This window comes from Pseudomonas putida, from assembly GCA_041071465.1.
GTDB classification, from domain to species: domain Bacteria; phylum Pseudomonadota; class Gammaproteobacteria; order Pseudomonadales; family Pseudomonadaceae; genus Aquipseudomonas; species Aquipseudomonas putida_P.
Genome location: CP163498.1, coordinates 5,160,698 through 5,184,108, shown reverse-complemented (window position 1 = coordinate 5,184,108; position 23,411 = coordinate 5,160,698). Strand labels below are relative to the sequence as shown.

Genomic DNA, 23,411 nt, shown 5'->3' with positions numbered 1-23,411 from the left:
GTTGAGTTCAGCTGCAGAAGCTCCAGTGGGTTGGGCACGGCCTGCGGCACGGCTGTCGTGAACCAAGCCCCGACTGCGTCTGGGTCTTGGCCCTCCGGGCTTCCATCCTCGTGTCAGCCTTCATCAGCTTACTCACCAAAGCCAGCCTGCGCTTAACGCCTATTTTTGGATTCAAAGCCAGCGCTTCCTCATAAACCCGGGCTGCTTCAGGGTGCTGGCCCAACTGCTCGTGCGCAAGCCCCTGGACTTTGAGCGCTGTGGGCCTCCAGGCAGGGTTTTCATCTGCGCCGAGTGTACGGGCACGCTGTACAGCGGTCAGGACTTCCAGCGTGCGCTCGTCTGTCAGGTCGCCCTCCCCTAAAATCTTCTCTGCGGCGAGGATGATGCGGTCGTAACGGGAGGAGTTGAGTTTGGCATCGCCTAGCGGATCAGCATCGATGAATTGGCCGTGAACGTTATACCGGAAGCTCCCCATGTCTTTGAACAACGCCATGAGCTCCCCTGTACTCTCGTCCACTTCATAGCTATCAGGCCATCCGGCCTTAGGCGTGACGCTGTACATTTCGACCCGATTGACCAGGTCAAACAGGAACACCTTGTTACCATGATCGGTTGGGCTGTTGGCTGTGGCGCAGAATGCGTATTTCCCATGCCTAGAAATACCGCTGGTGAGAATATTTGCCGTCAGCTCTTTAGCTAAGATCACAGAACCGCTGGGGTCGAAAACGCTGAACGTCCCAGACAGGGTGCTACCAAAATGCCAATCTTCCAGGCAAAACAGGCCGGCGTCACACACGTGGCCATTGTTTGGCCTAGGCATACTCCCGTGGCAGGCAACGGTGCCGCTGCTCACATCTGCAAGCGCGTACGCCCCTAAGCCAGTCGGCACTATCTGCTCGGCAGGCCTGACGCCGGAAGAAGTGGCCGAAAAAGTTCGTGAAGTGAATGGTGGTCGAGGGGTCAATGCATCCATCGATGCAGTCGGTATCAGCAACGCAACCCTGACCGCTCTGGAGGTGCTTCAGAAAGGCGGCCGGATGTGCACCGTCGGCCTCACCAGCCAAGAGGACAAAGGCCAGCTGGATATGCCAGTCGACAAGCTGGTGTTCAACGAATGGTCGATCATCGGCAGCCTCGGCAACCCACATCCTGAGTACAAAAAGCTTCTGTCCATGATTGCAGCTGGACGGCTGAACCCGGCACAACATGTTACCGAGCAGGTCTCTCTCGACCAGGTGCAATCAGTCATTGAGCGCATGCCTACGTTTGATACCAAAGGCTTTGTCGTCATCACCAAGTTTGATTAAGCAGGACGGATCATGCCGCTCATCTACGTTTACAGCCCGCAAGGCACCTTCACAGACTCGGCGCGCGACTTGCTAGCTGACGAACTCACTGACATCGCACTGGCTTGCGAAAAACTGCCAAATACCCCGTTTGTAAAGAGCACCACCTGGATCTACTTCCGTGATCACGATCGGTCGCACGTTTACCATGGCGGAAAATCGACTGGAACAAAGGTCATTTCGCTTGAAGTTAATGCGTTCCAAGGTGGTTTCGATGTCCAGGCCAAAAAAGAGCTCTTTGCTCAGTTTACGGATGCCATCCGCAGGCATGCAGGGCTGCCCGAAAACGATCTAGTGCCCGTCTACATCGTCATGCGAGACGTGCCTCCTGCGGATTTGGGTGTCTTCGGCGACACCATTACGTTGGATGCGCTTCGAAATCCGCCACTGGATGCGAAGCCAGTCTGATCGGCAACTCCCCTGGAGTGGAGGTTGGTCGAAACGCTCCGGCCGACCTCCCCTGGCACCATAAGCAAAGGCGAGACTCTCTGGGCGCCTTTCCTAACCGGCCAGGATGTGCTCAGCTATCTGTCCATATTCTTTCTGTGGATGCGTCCGCCGTGAAATCTTTCATCGACCGAAACCCAAAGGAAAAGGCTGTAGAGGAAGCTTTCGCCACCCTGGCGCGCAATGGCTACGAGAGTGCACGACCCGATCCGGCAGACAACGTGTTTGCAGTTGTTGAGCGATTGAAAAGGCAGCAAGGCCTAACCGAAGCGGCGCCCGAATTACGTAAAGTTTGATCGTGCCTCGCGGCGTCACGGCAAGTCCTTCACCGGCCCCCCCTGTGGTCATGATTCGCCAGTCATATCAGGCTGTTCACCGCGGCAAATCTTCAGTGCTTTGGCTGTATCAGCCAGCTCCTGGCTAAGTTTCACGACATTGGCTCGTAGCGAGGAAATTTCAGACGAGAGCCCCTCGTTGGTATTTTTCACGGTCACCAATTGCTCCTGGAGCATCTCTTTAGCGCCTTCAGCCCTGGCTGTGGCCATGTTTGCGAGCCCCAGATCCCCCTCTAGTCGCTTCATCGAATCCTGATTCTGGTGAGCAAGCTTGCTGTGCTGGCGCGCTTCACTCAGCAGGCGCTCGTTGTCACGATTTAGGCGCGTCAATTCATCCTGGCGAACCATCAGGGCCTGTTGTAGTTGCAGGAGTTCCTGCTGGACTTGCTGAAGCTGGGTCTCATGGCGGCGCTGATCTTGTTCTCGCTGCTCCTTGATGGCGGTGCGGTAGTGCTCCAGCGCATCCCGGGCATGCGTGTGCTTCTCCTCTAGCGAGCGCACATGCCCATCCTTCTCTTGCATTCGCAGTTCCAGGTCTGCACAGCTTTGGCTGAGGCGCGCGTTCCGGGTTATCTCGGCCTGCAAAGAGGATTGGCATGTTCGCAGCTCTTCGGCTTGGGCGATCAATGCCGCATCACGGCTCGCGGTGATTTGTTTGCTGTTTTTGAGTTCTGCATCTAGGTCGCTGATGCGCTGACTCAGGGCTGCGACGCTCTGCTCGTGGCTGACTCGCTCCTGCGCCAGGGCTTCGTTGCCCTCCTCCAAAACACGCTTCAAAAGCTGGCCGACCATCGCTGTCAGCTCATCACTCAGTCGATCCGGATGGGCCTGCGGGCGCACGTCTGCCGACTCCAACTCCTGCATATACCGCGAAATTGTGGTCTTGGATCCCGTATTTCCTAGCTCGATTCGCACCGCGTCAATGCTTGGATTGACGCCGCGGGCGATCAGCGCCGCGCGTGCCTTCTGCACCAAAGCCTTGTTAATGCCGCCGCGAGCCATGACCTCTCCTACGATTTCGTAATGTGTTACATAACACGTTCATACGTGACATTGTAGATGATTTTATGACCAATAAATACCCCGAAATCCAAGAGTAAATAATGGAGAGTTATGTGTTCTTAGGCGGCAAAATGGGTGAAAATCGCCCTCTAGTCTGTATGAATGGCAGGAACGGGAGATGGACAAGGCTCAGCGGTACCTGACGGCGGGAACGCGAGAAAACACACGTAAGAGCTACCGCGCGGCGATCGAGCACTTCGAAGTCACGTGGGGTGGGTACCTGCCAGCGACAGCGGAGGGGATCGTTCGCTACTTGGCCGAGTATGCTGAAACCCTCGCTCTTAGCACGCTCAGGCAACGGCTTGCTGCGCTGGCACAATGGCACATTAGCCAGGGTTTCCCTGATCCGACGAAGGCTCCTCAGGTGCGGCAGATGCTTAAAGGCATTCGCGCAGTTCACCCTGCACAGCAGAAGCAAGCTGCGCCCCTTCAGTTGCGTCATCTGCAGAAGGTGGTGGCGTGGCTGGACATTAAAGCCGCACAGGCCATTGAGGCTGGTGATTACCAGAGCTTGATGCGGTACCGCCGCGATTCCGCCCTGTTGCTAATTGGCTTCTGGCGCGGATTTCGAAGCGATGAACTGGCGCGACTCCGTGTTGAGACGACTCAGGCGGAAGCCGGTGTTGGCATCACCTTCTATCTGCCCTACTCCAAGGCCGACCGCGACTACCAGGGCAGCACCTTCTACACCCCCGCCCTCAAGCAACTTTGCCCGGTCGAGGCCTACATCAACTGGATCAGCCTGGCAGGTATCGCGGACGGGCCGATATTCCGCAAGCTCGATCGCTGGGGTAATCTTTCCGACAGTGGCTTCAGGGCCAGTAGCTTGATTCCCCTGCTGCGCCGGATTCTAGAGGCTGCGGGCATTCCAGCCGCGGCGTACAGCAGTCACTCGATGCGAAGAGGCTTTGCAACGTGGGCGTCGGCTAACGGATGGGACATCAAAGGTTTGATGACCTATGTGGGGTGGCGAGACATGAAATCTGCGTTGAAGTATGTAGACGCCAGTAACTCCTTCGGCAGCTTGGCAGCTCAATCCCAATCGACCGACGTCCTTGAGAAAACCTGAATCGTCGTGGTTTCTCTATGGCGATGCAGGATGCCATCTGGATGAAAACTGTAGTGGTAGACTCCCAAACGACAGTAGGAACCGTCACGATAAGCTCGCGCGCTAGGACGCAAGGGCTACTACACAGCAAGGAGTATAACCAGGCATGCGAACTGATGATGAAATGAGCGGGATGGCCTCATGACACTCAAGGCTTCATTCGCAACAGTCCTACGCGCCAAACGAAATATTTCCCAGCGCGAGTTCGCAGACACGACAAGACGCACCTACCTCTCAAAGCTGGAGGCTGGTAAGTCGAGCATCACCTCGGACAAGCTGCAACAGTTGAGTGACCGCCTATGCCCCAGCCCGCTGACGCTATTGACGTTGACTATCAGCGAAAGCACCGACGAATCGACCACCGAACTGGTCAATAAGCTTAGCGGGGAGATTTACGGGCTTGCCAGCAAAGGGTGAACCGCAAACTCTTCAACCCCTCTGAGGCCAAAGCACCCTACCCCAGTTCCTGTTCGCAGTGCTTTGCTTGCGCTTACCTGCATATTAGAAATCGGAGAAGCTCATCTGGCTCATGGGCAAGGCTTGCTGCGGTAGCTGAACGGAAGGTTATTTCAGCACAGTCGCGTGGTCTGTGCTGACTTGTTCGGAGAATCCCTAGGACTCTTGTCTTGGATGGGCAGCCTGAAGTCAGAGATCAAAAAAAACTAACCAACACACACCAAAAGGAATTAAAGCATTGAACCTTGAGCAGGAAATCGAAAACTTTCATAGCCACCTTGACAAGGTATTCCGTGACGCGTGCCGAGCTTCATCCTCGCCTGCTGAAGTCAAAAGAATTATTTCCATAATTATCGATCAGCAAAATAACGCGCCCGCAGAAGAAAAGTTACCGTTATACTTTTATCAATTAATTTTTGCAACCCAGGCTCTTTACGACTCGTATGCAGTCTATGAGCTTACAGAAATGGGGAGCTGGATTGGGTGGGCGCTATCAGAAGACACCAATGAAAGTCACACAAAAACCTTGCACACAGGAAGAGTTTTTGAGTTTTGTTCGTCACCGCCGATAAGAACTTGGCCAGGTTTCGTACCAGTAATGGTAAAATTTTTTGGTGCATTCTTTTACTACGCTCGCGAGCGTACGGCTATGAATAACATCGCACATGAATTTTGGCCCTTCGCCACGATGATTTTTGAAGCCTCTATGAGCTTGCCTGCGGAGCACATCTTCGCCGATGAAGCATATCTCGGGAGCCACTTGGCGTGCTGGGCTGCGAAAGAAGCGCCCAACTTAGCTAAAGTGTTCATTCCAGTCGTGGAAGATATCACTGAGAAAGACAACCTCTCTGAAAAGGCGCGATCTATTCTATTCTATAGCCTGACCACCATCGCAGGCAACTTTTCAAGCAAGACATCCCATGAATGGGCAATTACAACACTCGACAAGTTCAACAAGATACTTGCTGAGCCGCATAAATTGCAATTACTTTCGACCATTTATGCAGGAGGTGAAAATGAAGATCCGACAGCGCTTCTCAGTCAAATAGATCGCGTTCAAAATTTTTACAAGACAAAACTAGATGGAATAACGTTTTTCCGCGACGCTGCATTCCGAAGCGGTTCGATTCAACCCTTTGTTGTCAAAGCCCTCAGCGCCGGCGACTCCTGCTTAGCCTTACAAGGCTTACTGCTTTGGCACCAGTTGCTAACACCCGGCATGAATGTCTCCGCTGAAGATTTGTGCATATCAATTCCATTCGGTGAGCATGGTTACTTGGCCATCCTTGGCAAAGAACGCACATTCATCGAGCGCGACTCTCAGGCTATTTTAGAACAACTGGTTCCTGCTAGTAATGAGTTCTTAGGTGTAGCAAAGACTCTAGCTTATTCTGACAACTCCGGTGTAACCATACCGACTCGGATAGGAATACCTAAATACGGCTGCTCTGAAGATTATGAGTTAGCTCTTACCAACGGGTACTGCTTTACCCCGTTCCCCTTTCACTCCAAACCCTCAAGCCAATTAATTATTGACACTGAATGCACCCCAATTCAATCAATTCAGCTGAAAGTTTGGGGGGAGACATGGCCGATATCCTCCTCATTATCTATCCCTAAGCCTGACCGAAAACCGCAGCGCATTTTAATTTGGTGTGGCGGAGGGAGTCTGACAGAGGAATTGGAAACGGATGTAATCAGGCACGTTTTCGAATCTGCTGGGGCTGCAGTTGATGTTGTAACCTTCACCGAAGCCACACAACAAAGGTTCCTCGAAGCTTATCAAGACCCTGTTTACGATATCATTTGGGTAGCATCTCACGGTGAATTTGATCACTGGTCACCCAAGTATATGAAGATGCATATCGGTCATGAATTATCCGTTTCGCTTGAAGATCTATGGGAGAAAGCTCCTGTCCTTGAAAAACGGCGGCTGACATTTCTTAACATCTGCGATGGAGCGCGCTTTGAAGAACGAGGCCTGCTTCCTAAAATAGGAATAGCGCCAGGCATCGCGAGCGCCGACCAAGCGACAATTTCCCACTTGTGGCCCGTTATGGGATACCCCGCTGCAGCGTTCGGATCCTACCTCGCCTTCAACTTAGCGGCTGGAGCCCCGTTTTTCGATGCCTATAAAATAGCGATTAATTCGATCCGGAAGTCTACACCAGAGATTGCAGAAGACCTTGCGTCTAAAATCGGAGGGGAGTTTGATCTGATCCGCCAGCTTCGTGGAAAAGAGGAAAATTACGCCCTACTTGAATTCTATGGGTCGGCGGCTTTCTATCAATAGTAGTGCCGCTCTCAAGCTTAAATAATCCAGCAAGGCAGAGAGCAGTCAGGGCGGCAAAGCCCATCCTCAAAAAAGATGGGCCTAATGCTGCGTCAGTTATGCAAGCAGACTTCAACGATCTTCTGGAAAATCGAAGTCTTGGCCGCCTCGCGAAGCCTTACGATGTCGTAGGTGAAGCTGGAGAAGAACAGCTCGCCCAGTGGGTGGTTCAGGACAGGAATACGGGTACCGACCTCATCGGTAATCACAACGTTGTACACCAAGCTTTGCTTCGCGATGGTTCCGTTTGTGGCTTTGTTGGACGCCACAAAGTACCACGCGCCCTCTAGGCCATTGTCCTGGATGAACACGCTGTGCCGCTGGCTCTGCTTTGTTGGCGTGAGGTAGTAAGGCAGAGACGCCACTTCAGCACTGACCTGGCGGGACGGTGAGGTACCCTCGTCCTGCCGCTCCTGGTTATCGAACAGAGTGTTGCCGATGATGCGGGGTACCCGGGGGGTGTTGTAAGCGTTCAGCCAAGTATTCGTCTCCTTGTCGCGGATCAGGAATGCGCCGTCCCAGAGGGCATCAAACGCCTTGGTACCTGCTTTTCTGAGCACCGCGCTCAGCTGCTTGAACTCGTAGTTGAACTCACCCGCGCAGGTCTCATCGAAGCGGCGCGAGCGTTCAATCTTGATGGTCTCGCCATTCACGGTCACGTCGAGCACCTGGATGTAGATGTTCTCCTTTCGGTCACATCGGCAACTCACCAGCTGCAGCGCATGGTCAGGCAAAGCTGCGCCACTGATGGTCACGGCCTTGTCTCGGAAGATCGATTCCTTCAGTGCCAATTCCTGCAGGCTTTTCTCAATAGCTGAATCAGAAGGTTTCTTTTTGAGATCGACGTCGAAACCCTGGCAGATGGTGTCGACGGATGTCGTGAAGCGATGCAGCTTCACCGACGTGTAGTAATCGAACTGCGCACCTGGATTGCGTTGGCTATCGTTGAGCGCTTGCCAGAAGGTGTTGTAGGCCTGCGTCTCCTCCCCTTCCGATTTCGAAATGCTGGAACCGTTCTTGCTCTTACCGGAGGTTTTGACCTTCTCGCTGACGACCAGGTAGTTCGTGTTGCCCACTGCAAGCTCAGTGGGCAATGGCAGTCCATCACCGCTCAGTACCTTGCACGCGCCGAACTTCTCTGCGAGGGTCTTGATAGTGCTTAGCCAAGCTTCACTGTCCGCTGTGTCCTTTGCTGTATCGAGCAGCCAAAGCGGATTTGACATGGTCGGCAATCCTGCCAGGAATGTCCTGACCTGATGGGTGGCTTGGTACACCATAGGACTGAATTCAATGCCCGCACGCTTCAGCAGTCGCTCGATGCGGTTCAGGCAGTCAGTTTGGTGGTAATTGATGCTGTTGTGGTAAAGGTCGAGTGCCTTTGCCTCGGAGTAGTTCGTGGCAAACGCCATGTACTTGCGATCACTGTTGGTGGTCGCGTTGAGAGACTGTACGCGCTGGTAACGTTTACCACTCCAATCGAACATCAACATGCCGGAATCGGTGACTGGCCTGCTCGCTGACTCCACAGACGAAGCGCACTCCATGACTGCACGCTTGAGGGAGAGAACGAGCTCCTGCTCCTTGGAGAAATACAGCTCGTACTCCAGAGCCTCGAACACCTCATTACCGTTTCTGGCCTTACGGCTGAAAACAAGTCCCAGGTACAAATTCGCGTTGTACTCGACAGGTTCTATAGCGTAGCGCTGGTGGACGTCATTGAGGTACGAGAGCTTGAGCTTCAGATCCACCAGTGCTTGGATCACGTAGCAGGGATAGAGTGAGTGCTCGCTGATCACTTGGCGGACATGGCCAGGCGCCGGCGCATGCGTGCTTAGATAGATGAACCCGAACACCCCCTTCCTGCCACTGAATTTGCTGTAGTGCACCTTGGTGGACGCTGGGACGCCCAGCGATTTACGGATGAAGTCCTTGATGGTGGCATCGACCCGCGGGTAATAGACCTCTGACTCTTCACCATACTTCCTGGAGACCTCAACCACAGCCGCCTGAATGTGACCGTAACCCTCATCAATGACTGCTAAGCGGTCAATGATGTCGTCAAGGTTGCCGGGCAGTTTCAGCATGTTGGTGCGCGCCTTGGCAGCAGCACCCATTTCCAGAGGGTTGATAGACGTCATTTCGCGTTCCTTAGCAGCTGTATCAATGTGGGGTTGATCATCAGACGGTCATCCACCCGGTGAACGGTGCCTGCCTCGGTCACTGGCACGTAACGGGTCATGATCTTGAAGGCATTCAGAAAGTGGATCGACTCTCCATGGGTGAACTCACGTTCAGCGTTTAGATCGTTGTCGTCTGGTTGCGTGTTGACGTACAGGAAGCGCGGCGTGAGGTTCAGGCCAGCGCACAACTCACTCATATCCTTGCGTTTGGCTTCTGCTCTGCGAAGCGTTTTGAGCGAGAGCTCGTGGCTATCCAGGCTGCCCGACCAACGCTTGACGTCGATGCAGATGAGCGTGTCTTGCACCCGAACGAAGATGTCATAGCTCTCATACACTGCGGGCCCCAGGCAGTCGATGAACTGGTTGAGGTCAAGTGGAGTGATCTCTAGCACCGCGAGCACTCGGGCGAAAATGAACTCGCCAACGTTGCCCTTCAGTAGCGGTATCAGCGCCGGATTGGGCAAGTGGACATCAATCCCTTCGCTGGCCATGTTGCAGGCCATGTTGATGATGCCAGTACCTGATTCCCGGTCATCGCCATCGTTGCGGACGTAGTCTGGAACAAGCCACTTCCCAGGCTGATACACAGCCTGCCCATGCAGTAGGTCACTCAGGTGGTTGTGGCTCTCGATGGTCGTGCAGATGGTGACCCGATCCGTCACAGCCCGCGGCAAGTAGAAGGCGTTGATGATTTCCTGGTAGTAGCCGGAGGCTTTTACGAGTGGCGAGGCCAGAAGCCTGCGCACGTACTTCTCTGGTGCTGTGATGCTCTCGGGAGATCTAAGCATCTCGTTAAACGCCATCGCTTCCCGGTCACCTTCGCGTGCGCTTCTGAGGATCTTGCTGCGAAAAGCGCCGTTGAAGAACCTATCAATGTCGTCAGCGTCGGCAGCCACCTGAGCAGTGAACTGCTCTCGCTCTTCCTCGGTACCAAAGCAGCGACCCTCTGCTTGAGACAGGCAGAACTGCATAAGCTTGTGATTGAGCAGCGAAAGGCTGTTGATGAGCAGATCATTGCCCTCACGGCGTAGTCGGCTGTACCGCACCACCAGATCGTTGATCACATCACTGGGCAGGAAAATTTCGCTGTGCAGGTGGGTATCACGTCGCTCGACACGCCCCACCGCCTGGATGATGGCTTTGAGCACCGCCAGATCATGCTCTTGATTCAGGATGCGGCGGTTCTTGGGCTGCATCAGATTGGAGTCGAACTGCGACAACCGAACCGCCTCGCTCCCCCCAGACGCGATGTGCTTGAGAAGCAGAATGTGGTTCTTGACGGTATTGAGGCCAGTATCCTTTTCGCGGATGGAGCTATAGAACGGCGTGTTAACCAGCACAAGGCGATCGAAGTCCTGGTGGAGGCCATCCTCGGCGCGCTCAACGAAAAGGTTGAGACCCGTGCCAGCGCTGCCGTAGGACGAGACCAGGCATATCCGCGTGTCAGAATCCACCTTCAGGTATTCATCGATATTGACCTCTCTGGCCAGCTGGGCGCTGAACAGGATGACCCGAATCTTGGTTCCACCCACGAAGGGTTTCAGCTCGAAGATTTTGTCCTGGTACTGCGTCGAAAGCCCCTTAATGCGGCCCTCGATGCCCTGCGCGAACAGCTTTTTGAACAGATCGGCAAAGCGGTTGTTGAGCGAGAGCACGAAGGTGTTCTTGCCATCCCAGGCGGCCATCAGCATCGCCTCGATCTGCCGGCGGTAAGCAGACATCCGGAACTTGTTGTCACGAAAGCCTGGCGGCATCAGGGAGTTTGACCAGAAGCTGAAAGCGCTTTTGAAGGCAGGCTCGCTGCGCAGCCCGCTAATGTCGTCAGCCGATGTTTTGTAGAAAGGCCTGACTTCCATCGTCCTGGCCTTGGCCCGGGCCGCCCGAAGGTCTGCCATCGCATCTACATCCGCGAGGGAGCGCTCAACGACGCGTACATCTAGATTCGATGGTTGGGTCTCACCATAGCGAACCAGCATCTTTCTCGAAAAATTGCCCGAGTAAGAATTCTTGAAACCTGTCGTAGCGCTGAGGCACATCGCGCTGTTCTGGGTGCCATGCAGGATACGAAGCAGCTTCACTTCAGGAAGCTCAAGGATCAGGTCAAGGTGGAAATCGACGAAGACCCGATTCTTCACCGCATCACCGCCAAAGGGGATTTCGTCCACTTTGATCAGCGAAAAGACAATTTTCGGGGCGAAGAAAGTGAAGAAGGCATCTACGAAGATTTCAGCGTCCCTGGCGCGGTCAAACACCGAGGCTACGTAGGCGTGATGCTGCCGGGAAGTTTTGATGAACTCCAGCAACGGTGCGTTCTGGCTGGCCTCCTGGCCAAGCTCCAACAGCTGTCGCAGTGGGCTTTTCTGGGGCACTTTGGAGCAGGCGTACAGAGCGCACAGCATGACCTGCAGAAAGTCGTGCAGTGTGGGGTCGGGATCGTCAGTGGGGCTTCCATCATCGAAATACAGACGGATCTCACTTTTACCGCACACAGACCGCATCCTGATTCGCTTGAGTGCTTCCTCGTTGTAGAAGCGCCTCGGGGTGAGGCTGAAGATATTCCGAGACAGCGCCAGGATTTGTTCGACATCACGATTGTTGATCGTGATGTGACCCACGTTGCCCGAGCACATCATCAGGATGGCATCCAACGAGACGCTGGTTTGGCAGTCCTCTTCGTAATGCCGACGAAGATCCTGCATGAGCTCAACCGTTTCGTTGAACGCGATAGGTTCCTCATTATCGGGGCCATACTTCTCCGAGACCATCTCCATCAGCCGGTGCAGGCCAGCAATGACGTGGGGCGCTTCACCCGCTCGCTGACCAGCTTTTTCTTGCTCTCCTCGAAAATTCGGTCGTAACTGTCATGTTCCTCGTCGATGACGAGGTTAAAGGTGATTCCGTGGGCCTTGAAGAAATTTGCCTCGTCGGAAATAAAGAAGTCGTCTTTGAGGTAGGCGATTTGCTCGTCATGGGACAGGCTACAGGCGGCGCCGATAGGCGCGATGTTGTCTTCCTCAGCATTCGTGGGCGAACGCTTGGCTCCCAGTATGGCGTCGAAGCTCAGCTTCTTGATGTTTGGTTCTTTCTTCTTGTCGATGTACACGATGAACGCGCGCTTGAGGAATCGCGCAGTGGTAGCGATGAATATGGTTGGCCCCACCTTGGCCCACTCGAACGGCAGGACATGATCAATCACTTCGATCTTCGCGCGTTCACGGTCAGTTCGAGCATCCCTGAAGCGGTCTTCGGTGGTCACGAACTGAGAACCGACTTTCTCCCTGATCACGGCTTTGGCCAGATCCTGCAACGCAAAGAGCAGGCGTTGCTTCGACGCGTCGATTCGACGCCGCAGCTCAATGTCCCGAAGATGATCCATCACGCCTAACTTCAGGTAGCGCAGGTGCTCGGACTCAGTGGCTTTCAGCCCGCTGATGGCGCTGCTCAGTTCGCTGACCGCTTCGCGGTAGTAGTCGGTACTAAGGGCTCTGATCCAGCCGCCGTAAAGGTCTTCATTACGTACCTTGGTCACCCAACCGACGAAATTGAGGTCAGACAAGTCCCGCTCGGCCAGGAAGCTCAGAATGCTGACACCCCGCGCTGCCGCCCTTTCCTGAGTGACCTTGGAAACGTCGATCTGTGCTTTATGCGGGGTGATGAAGAATAGGTTGCGGTGGCCCCCGCTTTCGTTACGAACAGCGGAGTTTTCGACGAACTGGTCAAAGACGTTATAGGACTTGCCAAAGCCAGTCCCATCATTGGCAAAGCTAACTGACGGGTTAGGTTTGGCGTTGCCGTTGAAGAACGGAGCCAGTCGAGCCCGGTGCGAGTTGATTTCGTGGCTGAGCGCTGAACTGATGCGACCGTCCCTGCAGTTCATGGATAACCTCGATGACCTTCTAATGATGGCAATCTAATGCATGTCACAGCCGAGGGTGCTGGCAAAGCGCATGAATTGCAAGTGCGCCAGTTGCTACGCTTGGTGACATTGGGTGTTCAACGACACGCTCTAGAATGTACCTCAGCGGCGACAGCAATAATCCAGCACCGCCCTGTGTGATTCACATTGGTAAGCTGGGATAACGAATTTCGGAGCACCCACCCATGGCAATCAATGCTATCGCTCAGCGTTTGCGAGAAGCCAAGCGCGTCGTTGTTTTCACCGGCGCTGGCGTTTCGGCAGAAAGCGGTATTCCCACCTTTCGTGATGCGCTGACAGGCTTGTGGGGGCGGTTCGACCCTGCCCAACTGGCGACCGCCGCAGCCTATCGAGCCGATCCAAGTCTCTGCTGGGGATGGTACGAGTGGCGCAGGTGCATGGTTCTCCAGGCGCAGCCGAATGATGCGCACCTTGCTATTGCAGAGCTCGCCCAGCATGTGCAAAAGCTGACGGTGGTGACGCAGAACGTAGATGATCTGCATGAGCGGGCTGGGAGCCAGGGAGTCATCCACCTGCACGGTAGCCTTCATTCGCCTCGGTGTATCGACTGTGGCATTGCGCACGAAGCGTTACTCGCCTGCGATCAAATGTCCGAGGATGGCTGCCGCGTCGAACCACCGCGGTGTCATTCATGCAACGGGCACATCAGGCCGGGCGTCGTTTGGTTTGGCGAGATGCTTCCAGAAGCCGCGTGGCGCGCTGGTCTTGAAGCGGCAGAGGATTGCGACCTGTTCTTTTCGATTGGTACCTCCGGCAACGTATTCCCGGCAGCAGAGCTGCCGCTTCGGGCCTTGAGTACGGGGGCGTCAGTCGTGCACATCAATCCTGTGCGTTTTGAAATCAGTGACCAGGAACATTTCCTCCAAGCGCCGGCTTCCGTCATGAGGACGTTGATCAGCGACGCCTTCAGCTGAATCTACTGATACGCGCAGTGCTTATTCGGTACACGCAAGTCACGGCGACTTCGGAGCGGTTGCCCGCAAAACATCGCGAGGAAGGCACTCGCCCCGTTGACTGACTGAATTACAATGGCCTGGCAGAAATCGGCTCGGCACAGCCACTGCATCTGACCGCGACGCACAGCTACGGTACCGAGAACCTAGGTGCCTGTGACAGCCTGCCCGCTCCCCCTCAACTCTCGCCCACTTGGCGAATGCCTGCTAGCAGGCCATCATCCATATGGTTAGATCATGGAAGTAGTCACACTTGTACACGTCACCCTCAACCGAATCGGCACCGCAAGTGAGTCAAGAGGATTGAGAACAGGCGCTAGCCGCCAACGGAAGTTTACAGCAGAGGTCACTGACTCGGCCCCCGCAGCGCTACGCGATCTGGTCATTGAGATCGCCGAGGCCAACGGTGAATCAGAGGGTAGCCTTGAGAAACTGACGCTCTCACGTCACTACGCAGCTGCAGGCGAATCTACCTTCGACATCCAGGTAGGTAACACGTATCACGGGACACCCTACTGCGTATGCCAAGTGCAGGCAGCGCTCAAAGCAAACGGCCAATACTTCGAGCTTCGGGCGATTGACGTGCAGGGCTTTGCGCCTTATGCCGCTAACACTCACGAATGAGCGGATGCGCTATTGCGGCGATTTGAGTCGCCGCCCCTTCTTCTAGTTACCTGCGACCATTCCAGGCAGTGCCAGGACGAGGCTTGCTCTTAGTCACGCGAATAATAGGAGCGCCACTTGAAGTGGCGGCCTATCGCCACTATCTCTATTTAGCCCCAATTTGCGGGTATAGAGAGCAACCAGCCATGACAACATTAACCCGGCAAGACTTGCAGTACGACTATGTGTGGACGACTAGCCCGGGCGACAATCCGAAGCTGATCCACGATGACGGCCACCATCTCAGCCGAAAAGAGGGTTATGAGATGATCCGTTTTCTGAATAACCTCGGCATGGCCAGCGATGGTACTGAGTTCGTGTACGGCAGTGGAAATGACCTTACTAAAGAAGCTCGGCTCCGAGTTGAGAAGATGCTGAAAGTTAACCTAAAAAGCACGTCGCCTGGACGCGGAACCGTGCTCAAGTGGATCAATGAAAAGTGGAATACGATCGCAACCGACTTCCAGCCCCTCAAAGCCAAGAAGTGACTGCGAACACCAGCCGGCGCTAGCAGCAGGCCGGCAATCTTGTGTGCCTGAGACGCCACGCAGGCATCAACAATAGTGCCTCCTCCTTTCCTTCAGCGAGTTGACGCCCCATCTGCTCCAGGGCCTGGCAAGGCTAGCTCGCGAACAGACTTTCACATGGACATTTTGCGCTCAAAGCGGAACATCACTTCGTCCAGCCAGTGTCGGTATGCAGCCGGTGTAGCGGGAATTAGGAGGCTTCGCTCCTCCAGGCTTTCGGTTGAGCGGAACGGTGTCGAGATGCTGTTGGCTGGGGTTGCTGGAGGCTCCGCAAATAGCTTGTGGCCAACGCCATAGAGGCCAATCTGGAACCACCCACTCTTCTCTTCACTCAACAAGCTGAACGCAGCCTCCGCCCCCTGCCTGACCTTGGAGGGCGAAAGGTAGAAGGAGTCCATGATGTTTCGCGAACTGGAGGTGTTAGCGAGAGTTACCGTCAACCAACTCAGCCCACTCTCATGATGCCGCCACTTCAGGTCTGCGGTATCAATCCCGGTCTGATCAGCAGAGTCGAAATCCTTGTAGCCGCCTTTTATTGAACCCAGCCCGGCCTGGCAGAGCTTGAGAAAGAAAGCTTCATGCTGAGTATGTGCGAGGCGCAGTGTGCCCAGAGTTTCGGGTTGCGGAAGGAAAGCCACCTCCAAGCGAGCTTCGTGGTCGTACCCACCCCAGCGCCCATTGCCATTGCGCAGCTGCAGACGCTGCACGAACTCCTGTTCAGTAATGGCCTTACGATTTACAGAAAGCTGGTTGAGGCCTTGGATGATGCCGTCATACAGCTCTGACTGATCGGAGAACGTCACCCGGAACAGACCATCAAGGTAGTCCGATACCTCCCAGGAGAATGCTTTCTGGCGTTCCTCCATCTCCACAGTTTCGAGGAAGGCCAGGATGGGTTTGCCTGAGGCCTTCGCACGCCGGAACTCCTGCTGAGTGACGGATTCCCCTGTCTCCGTCTGATAGCCGAAATTGGCACCTAGGATCAGCACTACGACATCTGCCTGGTCGACCTCAGTCATGCACGCATGCTGTGAAGAGTACGGGCGCGCTCCGAAGTCTTCGCACATTACTGGCGTGTGCCCCAGAAGCGTGATGGCCTTCCGGGCCGCAGCTCGGTACTGCTCAAAACCACTGACGACCGAGCTAACAAATACCTTCATTGTGATCCCCCATGACTGACGGCTGTGCTGTGCAACTGTATGTTCTCACAGGGGCTGATGCCAAGTGCCCTGCCCCGCACATTGAGCACTCGCTATGCCATCTGAACCTCGGCTTCACTCACCATTAGGATCTGTTTCAGGAGCCATACCCATGTTCGATCTGACTCAGCGCCTCGATCACACGCAGCGAGCTTTGGTGATCATTTACGAAGTCGATTGCAGTCAGCCCACCGAATAATTGCTTGGGCGTAGCCAACCACACCGCAGCTTTGGCTTTGTCACCAAACACCTCCTCAGCCTTAAGCCATACCACATCGATATCCTGCATTCGCCATCCCCGCTTGTGATTTTTCCCGACGTACTAACCCGATCGGCCCTCCGGCCTGGAGAGGCGGCCCAGAGTGCGCATCAGCAGCCCTCGCCCCACCAAGAGTAAAAGTTAAGCTGCGACGCGAAACACACCGCGATGAAGAGCAGGCGAATCGCACCGCGGACGCGAAAATCCTTAGCGCAGGCGGTGAAAGATCTGAGGATACCTAGCGCCTTGACAGTTTCACGAGAGCTGCCGCACCATTCGGCCACAGGTACGCCTACAGGTGCCTGAGCCGCCCGCTGGCCAAGTGAGAACACTGTAAGCAAAAATCTGACGAATTCCCAAAAATCTAGGGCCTGAGCGGGCCAGTGCTCCGTATTGGATTATGGGATAGCCATGTCTAAATTACTTGCTCCGTTACAGCCTCTCACCCCTGAGCTGCTGCATAAAATCAAACGCGAAGCCAAGCTTCTTAAGCGCAAAAGCCAAAAGACTTTGCGACATAGAGCATGCTTGGGCATCGTCGCGCGACGCTACGGTTTCGAGTCATGGGAGCGCTGCCAGGAATCATTCCAGGAAGCGTTCAAATCGTGGCGTGACCATAGAAGAGACCTCTGTGCAGCAGCATTTGCGGACAAAAGCCGGTCGTACTACTTCGTTCAGATGCATGATGACTTTGAGCGCAGCTATTTTAGCCACTGGGTGGGATGGTCGGATGACGGGTATGAGCTTCGGGTGCCATCTAAGGTCAATCCCGCTTGGTTTCTCCATCTTTTCAGGGAATCCAGGGCAGAAACGCTTTACGTGATCGAGACAGAGGAAGACTACAATCGCTGGACGCTTTTCTGGCATGGGCCAGCACTGGTTGAGTGCGACCTCATGCTATCGGAGGAGCCTCGATTCTTGAGTCCTGAACCCTCGTATAGCCGTCCTCGCTTGACGTAAATCGCAACGAAGAGAAAGGCCCGAATCACTAAATTCGGGCCTTTCATCGTATCAGTCAGACCAGGACAACGGCTTAAGCAAGTTGTCTTCGATTGCGACTCCTCAATGTGCCTTAATACCTGCCTATCAATGCGATGGCAATTGGGCAATCACTCTGCGCACCAATGGCTGCGTCGGTGATGGCCTTTGGCTAGAATACAGTCCATCGAGGATAACGCTGGCGACTTCATGATTTTGGCAATCGCCCCCAGAACGCAAGGAAGATCCCATCCCATGATCGCCAATGACCCTACTACCCAGCTTGCCTTCTCGGCATACGAGAACAAAGGCGTGTACGCACTACTCCTGGGGTCAGGGGTGTCACGCTCCGCCGGCATTCCGACCGGCTGGGAGATCACGATGGAGCTGGTCAAACGCGCCGGTATCGCCTCAGGGGTAGGTGAGCAGGAAGACTGGCATGCTTGGTATGTAGGTCAGACAGGAGAGCAGCCAAACTATTCGACACTGCTTGAGACCTTGGCTGGGACGCAAAGCGAACGCAGAGCTATTGTCCAAGGTTTCCTGGAGCCGACAGCCCAAGAGCTGGAAGACGGGTTAAAGGTACCTACCCGGGCGCATCGAGCTATCGCAGAAATGGTGCGCGCTGGGCACGTGCGTGTCATCGTCACGACCAACTTCGACAGGCTGATGGAGAATGCACTGCGTGATGCCGGCATTGAGCCCACGATAGTGAGTTCAGTCGACACTTTGGCAGGGGCCGAACCGATCACCCATTCCCAGTGCTTTATTCTCAAGCTTCATGGCGACTACAAGGACGCCAGAATTCTGAATACGGATGTTGAACTGGGTGACTACCCTGCCGAGTTCAACATCTTGCTCGACCGCATCATCGATGAGTTCGGTCTGATCGTCGCCGGCTGGTCAGGGGAATGGGATCATGCCCTGAGGGCCGCGTTTCTTCGCGCGCCTTCCCGCCGCTATCCAACCTACTGGCTCGCTCGAGGAGGTCTATCTGAGCGCGGCCAGGAGTTGGTCACACAGCGCCGCGCATCGGTGGTCAGTGGCACTGACGCAGATACGTTCTTCGAAGCACTTGCACTGAAGCTTGAGACCATTGGGCAATCCCGCCAGCCCAACCCGGCAAGCGTCGAGCTCATGATTACCATGACAAAACGATTCATGGATCGCCCTGAGCATAGGATCCAGCTCGACGACTTGGTAACGGCCCAAACTCGGCAGACGATTTCTGATTTCGCCCCTCTTTTCGCAGGAGGGGGTGACGTGAGAAATCAGGCGTTCAGTGACTGGGTTCCGGAGTACGAGGCCACTGTCGAACCGATCGCACGCATTGCTTCGGTGTTAGGCCGCTGGGGAACGGGAGAAGAGCTCAGTCTCGTACTGGATGCAGTCAAAGGATTGTATGCCGAAGCGCACAGAGAACAGTCAGGCTATACCCATTGGCTAGCACTGAAGGACTATCCGGTAATGTTGATCGTACTCGGCTATGCACTCGGGTTGACCCGTGCTAATCGCCTAGACGTTCTTTTTCGCCTGCTCAGCTCAACCGTGATTAACCATCGTGAGCAGCCAAGCCTGGTGGGTTATGAACTGTCTCCGTTCTATCTGGAGGCCGGCAATGGGCTACTGACGCACTGGAAAACCCTTGAGGGTCAAAGCAATGCCCGCACGCCGCTATCCAATCGACTTGCCAGCCACATCAGCTGTAAATGGGCGCCATCGTTCGCTGGCGTGCAGAATCCCGAGCTGCTGTACGAGCGCTTTGAGTTTCTGAACCTGCTGTACTTCGTTCAAGCGAACGGGGTTAACGAAGAAGAGCTGAATAATCGAATCCAGCAGAATCAATTCCGAAACATCGCGATGGGGCGTCTATCTTGGCACTCGGAGACGATCTCTCGCTTTAGTCAGGAGTACTCTACGCCAGAGTTCAGCGCGCCGTTGCTTGCTGCCGGCTTTGCGTTTGGCAGTGAGAGCTACCTCCAGAAATTCCTAGAGGGTTTGGCGCGATTTAGCAGGTGGTAAAGACGCCTCATCAGAGCGGCGCCATCAACTAATGCTCCCATCATCTGTTGGGCCATCAGTGAAGAGTGTCGTCGCGCCGCCCCATCACCCGCTGCTGGAATTCAGAGACCGCCTGGAAGAGACTCTCAGCCTCCAGGCGTAAACGTTCAAGCTCGTCCTCAGAAGCCTTCGCGGCCTGAGCCTCGTAATAGCGCTTCATCGCATCCAATGCCTGGATCATCAGCGGATTGCCCGGCTCCAAAATCGAGAACATGTGCTTGCTCACTCGCCTGAGTTCTCCGTGCATCAAAACCTGAGCCCCTAGAGACCCAGCAATCCAAGTTGACTGCCCCCAGGTCGCACCGCTGCTCAATGCCGCGACCGCCTCCTGATATCACCTAGGATGCATAATGCGCGTTATGTCAGGGCATGACTCGACGCTTCATGAAATCGTTCATCGACCGCAACTCCAAAGAGAAAGCCGTAGGGCAGGCGCTTTTGGAACTCGCACAGAACGGCTACGTGCCCATCGCGCCAAAGCCCGCCGACTAGGCCTTCGAGATAGCAAACAAATACAAGCGTCAGGCGACAAAACTACGACCAGCCGAAGACCCAGCGTCTGATCCAGAGGGCACCTGATTGCCCCGCTCCCCTAGGAACGACTTAGGTGATCCCACAACGCAGCATAGCTTCCTCCAGCACGCAGAGAACTTGACATGATCGCTTTTGATTTGAACACAAACGACGCCGAGGCCCTGCTTCGCCATTGCGAGCAATTCATCCCGAGATCGGGCGACGCCCGGGAAGACCGTCGTTTAGAGGATGCTCTCCTCACCTTGGCGGAAGCGCTGAGAGCTCACCTCGAGTCTGAGTGATTTCTCAAGTCAGGCCCTCGCCCCTGGATTACCCCCGTCAACTTTCCTAGTTTTTTGGTCGACTCAGGGAATAGCCTGGTTGGTAGCGCACTTCTGGAGATACCACGTTGGCAGCGGATGACGATGCATCCTGGCGGAGATAGCGACCAGCACATCCCATGGCGTGTTGTTCCACTCAAATTCATTCGCCGCCGCGCTTTGTGTTGGCAGGTGCAACGATGCGATCACCTCCTGCTCCGGCGTTTCGCGAAAATCCGAAATGGCCCGAGATACGCCAACCGTATTCAGTGACGTTCTCGAGCCTGTGAGTGTCTGCAATCCGGTACGGGGATACCAGCGCTCCATGGTCACCCCTTTGAGCTGGGGCACGATGCGGCTCGATAGCTTGTGAAGGGTTTCCCGGTCGCCCAGCATTGCGGCGACGGTGGCCAAAAGCGGTATCCAAGTCGTGGTTTTGAAGAAGCGACCGTGACGCCCTTCCTTGCCAGTGCGGAGCGCCATTGCGTCTTCTAGATCGTCAGTGTCCACGGGCATGTAGTGATTATTTCGGAGCGCCGCGCTAAATCGGTCGACGCACTCGCCCAGCATCGTCCTTGTGTTGGCTGTATCGCCTTCTGCGAACAAGGCGGCCATCGCGAGTGACATGTCGATAGCTTGACCGTCGTAGACAGGCAATTGGCACGCTGGATGTACGCTCATGAAGCTGATCAGCTGTACATGAAGCAATGCACGCTCCGATTCGTCGGCATCGATTGCCTGGGCCAGGAGTAAGGCCGTGCCCAAACGCCCAAGCTCCTCGCACACCAAGTCCATATACAGCACGTGATCTGGGCGGTACCGAAGAACCTTCCGAAGGTTAAGGAGTGAGGGGAAAATCCGTTCGTAATACCGGTTGAGCGCGCTTAAGTGAAGCCTCGCCAGGGTCTCAAAGCGCTTGAGAAACTGTTTATCCTGCTGGACACCGAGCGTGATCGCCTCGCTCCACAGTCTTAACAGCAGATATTCGCCGGCGAGCACTCCAGGCTTCTGATTATTTTCAGTCTGGCCCCACACTAGGAGCACAGCCCAGCCCATTGCCGCTGCGGCAGCGCGTTTCAGAAACCGTTTTTTTCGTGTGTTCGCTGAGCCCTCAGCGGCCCCATCAGGTGCTGCTACACAGTCCTCAACAAACCTGATGAAGCGACTGAAGGATGCTTGCGTATCTTCTAGCCCGGCCAGGGCTGCTCTGAGATCCGATTTGCCCCTGTCTAGAAGCAAGGCATCATCAAACAGATGCTGCTCAATGAGCGGACTGAGTCGATTGATGCCCCAAAAATCCAACGAGCACAGCGGGTTGATCTCAGAGACTTCTTTGGTGAGCGCGGCATAGTCTGACTGTGCGTCTTGCTTAAGCTCACCATTGGAAACGACGACGATCGTTTTCTTGCATCGTCTCAGTTTCGCCGGCAATCGATTCTGGATGTATTCCGAGGCAGCCTGGCGCACGCTGGGCTGGATCGCCTGCTGACCGCTGTAGAAGTCGTTGCGGCTTACGTTGCCAAACTTGATCACGTACAGGAATGCCTCCACTGTTCCGTCAGCGTCGGTAAGGGTGGACAGAACATCGACCCCGCCTTGATTGACGCCAACCTGTGGGCTGCTTTCGACCGAGTGCCCCATGGCAATCAGGAGATCGGGCAGAAGCGCGTCCAGTTCTTCTCGTTCGCGTAGGCCTGATAGGTAATGAGAGAGGACTAGCTGGATGCTCATTCGTCAAACCTGTTCCAGAGTGAGTTCATCATCAGTGCGTAGCGCAGTGGGTCGGCGATCCAGGTTTGCGGCAACTCAAGACTCATCTCATGAGTGAACATTGGAACAGTCATGTCGGTAGCCTCGCCATTCGCCACGTACTCCATGGCGATGCTGGATGCGTATTTGAAGTGCTGAGCTGTGACCGTACCGAACAACGAATGCTCATGCGCATGATCTGTCACCGTGCGGCTTTCGTTGCGGCGTAAATATCGGAAGCTGCGCTCCATCGCAGGGGGCATCTCAAGCTCGGTCAGATAAGGAAGGTCTTCCAGTGCGGTACCGGCAGCGACGAGTCGCTTCAAGGCGTCCTGCGCTATCTGTGAATGAGCGAACGGTGAATTTTCCGACTTAAGAAGGCGCATGCAGGTGCCTGGATACTCCGAAGTCAGGAGGCCGACAATCGTTGCGGTTGTGCTTGTGAGCCGCGAGCTAGTGGGTAGATCTTCATTCAGACTGAGAATCCAGCCGAGGGACACAGGCACCGGCACATTCATTACGCACATGCGGCTGGCTGCACTTATGGAGGATAGCTCCAGCCCCTCAGGCAACTGAAACCTCAGCAATTCTGAGTGCTGCAGGTAGCGGACGCTGACATGATGAAGCAATGGCTTGCTGATCCCCACGCGCCCCAGCTCCCCGATCCATCTACAAGCTGCTAGAGGAAAGAGCCTTGTTTCGGCGATGCGATGGAAGCAGTCGTCGGCCTCTTCATTGAGGGTGTCGAGGTCAATCCCGCTCTCCTCTGCCTCGCTCCAGAGGCCAAAGAACCGGTCTAGCAATTTCTCGCCGTTAGCCTGAAGGTCTTCGGTGTACAGACGCAGATAAAGGTCGTGAAACCTCATCATATCCATGTGCCTTCATCTCCTGTTATAAGAGCTCAAATAGGCCCTGTAGGTTGCCCGGAATTGATCGGTGCGCTGATGCAGGACGACTCCCCAAAACTATCTAACTACGGCCTCTAA

At 54.9% G+C, this 23,411-nt stretch carries 20 protein-coding genes; 10 read left to right on the top strand and 10 right to left on the bottom strand.

Features of this window, described 5'->3' with window-relative positions; translation table 11 throughout:
• Nucleotides 1-7: 7 nt before the first annotated feature.
• Nucleotides 8-796, bottom strand: coding sequence for a tetratricopeptide repeat protein (locus tag AB5975_23880; GenBank protein XDR19522.1), 789 nt, complete (start codon nucleotides 794-796; stop codon nucleotides 8-10).
• A 43-nt stretch (nucleotides 797-839) separates the two neighbouring features.
• Here AB5975_23880 and AB5975_23875 point away from each other — a divergent pair, with 43 nt between their 5' ends.
• The 3 genes from AB5975_23875 (at nucleotide 840) to AB5975_23865 (ending at nucleotide 2,089) form a co-directional block, all read left to right on the top strand.
• Nucleotides 840-1,307 (top strand): zinc-binding dehydrogenase, encoded by a 468-nt coding sequence (locus AB5975_23875; protein XDR19521.1) that lies wholly within the window; start codon nucleotides 840-842, stop codon nucleotides 1,305-1,307.
• Nucleotides 1,308-1,319: 12 nt separating this feature from the next.
• The gene (locus tag AB5975_23870; protein XDR19520.1) at nucleotides 1,320-1,754 is read left to right on the top strand and encodes a 4-oxalocrotonate tautomerase family protein; all 435 of its coding nucleotides are present in this window, start codon (nucleotides 1,320-1,322) and stop codon (nucleotides 1,752-1,754) included.
• 152 nt (nucleotides 1,755-1,906) lie between these two features.
• Complete coding sequence (locus tag AB5975_23865) at nucleotides 1,907-2,089, top strand: hypothetical protein (GenBank protein XDR19519.1); 183 nt, start codon at nucleotides 1,907-1,909, stop codon at nucleotides 2,087-2,089.
• A 48-nt stretch (nucleotides 2,090-2,137) separates the two neighbouring features.
• On the opposite strand, the gene AB5975_23860 is transcribed toward AB5975_23865, so the two are convergent.
• On the bottom strand, nucleotides 2,138-3,130 hold the full coding sequence (locus tag AB5975_23860; protein XDR19518.1) for a DNA-binding protein: 993 nt from the start codon (nucleotides 3,128-3,130) through the stop codon (nucleotides 2,138-2,140).
• A 178-nt stretch (nucleotides 3,131-3,308) separates the two neighbouring features.
• Between AB5975_23860 and AB5975_23855 the strand changes: the two genes are divergently transcribed.
• From AB5975_23855 to AB5975_23845, 3 genes are all read left to right on the top strand, one after another.
• Nucleotides 3,309-4,259, top strand: coding sequence for a site-specific integrase (locus AB5975_23855; protein ID XDR19517.1), 951 nt, complete (start codon nucleotides 3,309-3,311; stop codon nucleotides 4,257-4,259).
• Between the two features lie 180 nt (nucleotides 4,260-4,439).
• Nucleotides 4,440-4,715, top strand: a complete 276-nt coding sequence (locus AB5975_23850; GenBank protein XDR19516.1) for a helix-turn-helix domain-containing protein — start codon at nucleotides 4,440-4,442, stop codon at nucleotides 4,713-4,715.
• A 277-nt stretch (nucleotides 4,716-4,992) separates the two neighbouring features.
• Entirely contained in the window at nucleotides 4,993-7,047 is a 2,055-nt protein-coding gene (locus AB5975_23845) for a hypothetical protein (protein XDR19515.1), read from the top strand.
• A 92-nt stretch (nucleotides 7,048-7,139) separates the two neighbouring features.
• Here the strand turns inward: AB5975_23845 and AB5975_23840 are convergent, their stop codons facing one another.
• The 3 genes from AB5975_23840 to AB5975_23830 are packed head-to-tail and all read right to left on the bottom strand — an operon-like array spanning nucleotide 7,140 to nucleotide 13,143.
• Nucleotides 7,140-9,224: a hypothetical protein gene (locus AB5975_23840; GenBank protein XDR19514.1), complete on the bottom strand. Its 2,085-nt coding sequence runs from the start codon at nucleotides 9,222-9,224 to the stop codon at nucleotides 7,140-7,142.
• Entirely contained in the window at nucleotides 9,221-12,037 is a 2,817-nt protein-coding gene (locus tag AB5975_23835; GenBank protein XDR19513.1) for a hypothetical protein, read from the bottom strand. The genes AB5975_23840 and AB5975_23835 overlap by 4 nt, the downstream gene beginning before the upstream one ends.
• The gene (locus tag AB5975_23830; protein XDR19512.1) at nucleotides 12,037-13,143 is read right to left on the bottom strand and encodes a hypothetical protein; all 1,107 of its coding nucleotides are present in this window, start codon (nucleotides 13,141-13,143) and stop codon (nucleotides 12,037-12,039) included. The genes AB5975_23835 and AB5975_23830 overlap by 1 nt, the downstream gene beginning before the upstream one ends.
• 224 nt (nucleotides 13,144-13,367) lie before the next feature.
• On the opposite strand from AB5975_23830, the gene AB5975_23825 reads away from it, so the two are divergent.
• The 3 genes from AB5975_23825 (at nucleotide 13,368) to AB5975_23815 (ending at nucleotide 15,307) form a co-directional block, all read left to right on the top strand.
• Entirely contained in the window at nucleotides 13,368-14,117 is a 750-nt protein-coding gene (locus AB5975_23825) for an NAD-dependent deacetylase (GenBank protein XDR19511.1), read from the top strand.
• Between the two features lie 276 nt (nucleotides 14,118-14,393).
• On the top strand, nucleotides 14,394-14,780 hold the full coding sequence (locus AB5975_23820; protein ID XDR19510.1) for a hypothetical protein: 387 nt from the start codon (nucleotides 14,394-14,396) through the stop codon (nucleotides 14,778-14,780).
• Between the two features lie 185 nt (nucleotides 14,781-14,965).
• Nucleotides 14,966-15,307: a hypothetical protein gene (locus AB5975_23815; GenBank protein XDR19509.1), complete on the top strand. Its 342-nt coding sequence runs from the start codon at nucleotides 14,966-14,968 to the stop codon at nucleotides 15,305-15,307.
• A gap of 152 nt (nucleotides 15,308-15,459) precedes the next feature.
• Here the strand turns inward: AB5975_23815 and AB5975_23810 are convergent, their stop codons facing one another.
• Together AB5975_23810 and AB5975_23805 are read right to left on the bottom strand one after the other, a co-directional pair.
• A complete protein-coding gene (locus AB5975_23810) occupies nucleotides 15,460-16,506 on the bottom strand; it encodes a DUF4062 domain-containing protein (protein ID XDR19508.1) in 1,047 nt (348 codons plus the stop codon).
• A 136-nt stretch (nucleotides 16,507-16,642) separates the two neighbouring features.
• Complete coding sequence (locus AB5975_23805) at nucleotides 16,643-16,834, bottom strand: antitoxin Xre/MbcA/ParS toxin-binding domain-containing protein (protein XDR19507.1); 192 nt, start codon at nucleotides 16,832-16,834, stop codon at nucleotides 16,643-16,645.
• A gap of 1,203 nt (nucleotides 16,835-18,037) precedes the next feature.
• Between AB5975_23805 and AB5975_23800 the strand changes: the two genes are divergently transcribed.
• Entirely contained in the window at nucleotides 18,038-19,804 is a 1,767-nt protein-coding gene (locus AB5975_23800) for an SIR2 family protein (GenBank protein ID XDR19506.1), read from the top strand.
• 55 nt (nucleotides 19,805-19,859) lie between these two features.
• On the opposite strand, the gene AB5975_23795 is transcribed toward AB5975_23800, so the two are convergent.
• The 3 genes from AB5975_23795 to AB5975_23785 form a co-directional block, all read right to left on the bottom strand.
• Nucleotides 19,860-20,069, bottom strand: a complete 210-nt coding sequence (locus tag AB5975_23795) for a hypothetical protein (protein ID XDR19505.1) — start codon at nucleotides 20,067-20,069, stop codon at nucleotides 19,860-19,862.
• Nucleotides 20,070-20,721: 652 nt separating this feature from the next.
• Nucleotides 20,722-22,407 carry a hypothetical protein gene (locus tag AB5975_23790; GenBank protein ID XDR19504.1) on the bottom strand — a complete coding sequence of 562 codons (1,686 nt, stop codon included), beginning with the start codon at nucleotides 22,405-22,407 and terminating at the stop codon, nucleotides 20,722-20,724.
• Nucleotides 22,404-23,300, bottom strand: coding sequence for a hypothetical protein (locus AB5975_23785; protein ID XDR19503.1), 897 nt, complete (start codon nucleotides 23,298-23,300; stop codon nucleotides 22,404-22,406). The genes AB5975_23790 and AB5975_23785 overlap by 4 nt, the downstream gene beginning before the upstream one ends.
• Between the last annotated feature and the right edge of the window lie 111 nt (nucleotides 23,301-23,411).

Bases quoted from the DNA above. Each gene is read 5' to 3' on its own strand.
- AB5975_23820 (XDR19510.1), top strand. From the start codon at position 14,394: ATGGAAGTAGTCACACTTGTACACGTCACCCTCAACCGAATCGGCACC.
- AB5975_23855 (XDR19517.1), top strand. From the start codon at position 3,309: ATGGACAAGGCTCAGCGGTACCTGACGGCGGGAACGCGAGAAAACACA.
- AB5975_23785 (XDR19503.1), bottom strand. From the start codon at position 23,300: ATGGATATGATGAGGTTTCACGACCTTTATCTGCGTCTGTACACCGAA.
- AB5975_23825 (XDR19511.1), top strand. From the start codon at position 13,368: ATGGCAATCAATGCTATCGCTCAGCGTTTGCGAGAAGCCAAGCGCGTC.
- AB5975_23810 (XDR19508.1), bottom strand. From the start codon at position 16,506: ATGAAGGTATTTGTTAGCTCGGTCGTCAGTGGTTTTGAGCAGTACCGA.
- AB5975_23815 (XDR19509.1), top strand. From the start codon at position 14,966: ATGACAACATTAACCCGGCAAGACTTGCAGTACGACTATGTGTGGACG.
- AB5975_23860 (XDR19518.1), bottom strand. From the start codon at position 3,130: ATGGCTCGCGGCGGCATTAACAAGGCTTTGGTGCAGAAGGCACGCGCG.
- AB5975_23850 (XDR19516.1), top strand. From the start codon at position 4,440: ATGACACTCAAGGCTTCATTCGCAACAGTCCTACGCGCCAAACGAAAT.
- AB5975_23835 (XDR19513.1), bottom strand. From the start codon at position 12,037: ATGGAGATGGTCTCGGAGAAGTATGGCCCCGATAATGAGGAACCTATC.
- AB5975_23790 (XDR19504.1), bottom strand. From the start codon at position 22,407: ATGAGCATCCAGCTAGTCCTCTCTCATTACCTATCAGGCCTACGCGAA.
- AB5975_23805 (XDR19507.1), bottom strand. From the start codon at position 16,834: ATGCAGGATATCGATGTGGTATGGCTTAAGGCTGAGGAGGTGTTTGGT.
- AB5975_23800 (XDR19506.1), top strand. From the start codon at position 18,038: ATGATCGCCAATGACCCTACTACCCAGCTTGCCTTCTCGGCATACGAG.
- AB5975_23840 (XDR19514.1), bottom strand. From the start codon at position 9,224: ATGACGTCTATCAACCCTCTGGAAATGGGTGCTGCTGCCAAGGCGCGC.
- AB5975_23830 (XDR19512.1), bottom strand. From the start codon at position 13,143: ATGAACTGCAGGGACGGTCGCATCAGTTCAGCGCTCAGCCACGAAATC.
- AB5975_23870 (XDR19520.1), top strand. From the start codon at position 1,320: ATGCCGCTCATCTACGTTTACAGCCCGCAAGGCACCTTCACAGACTCG.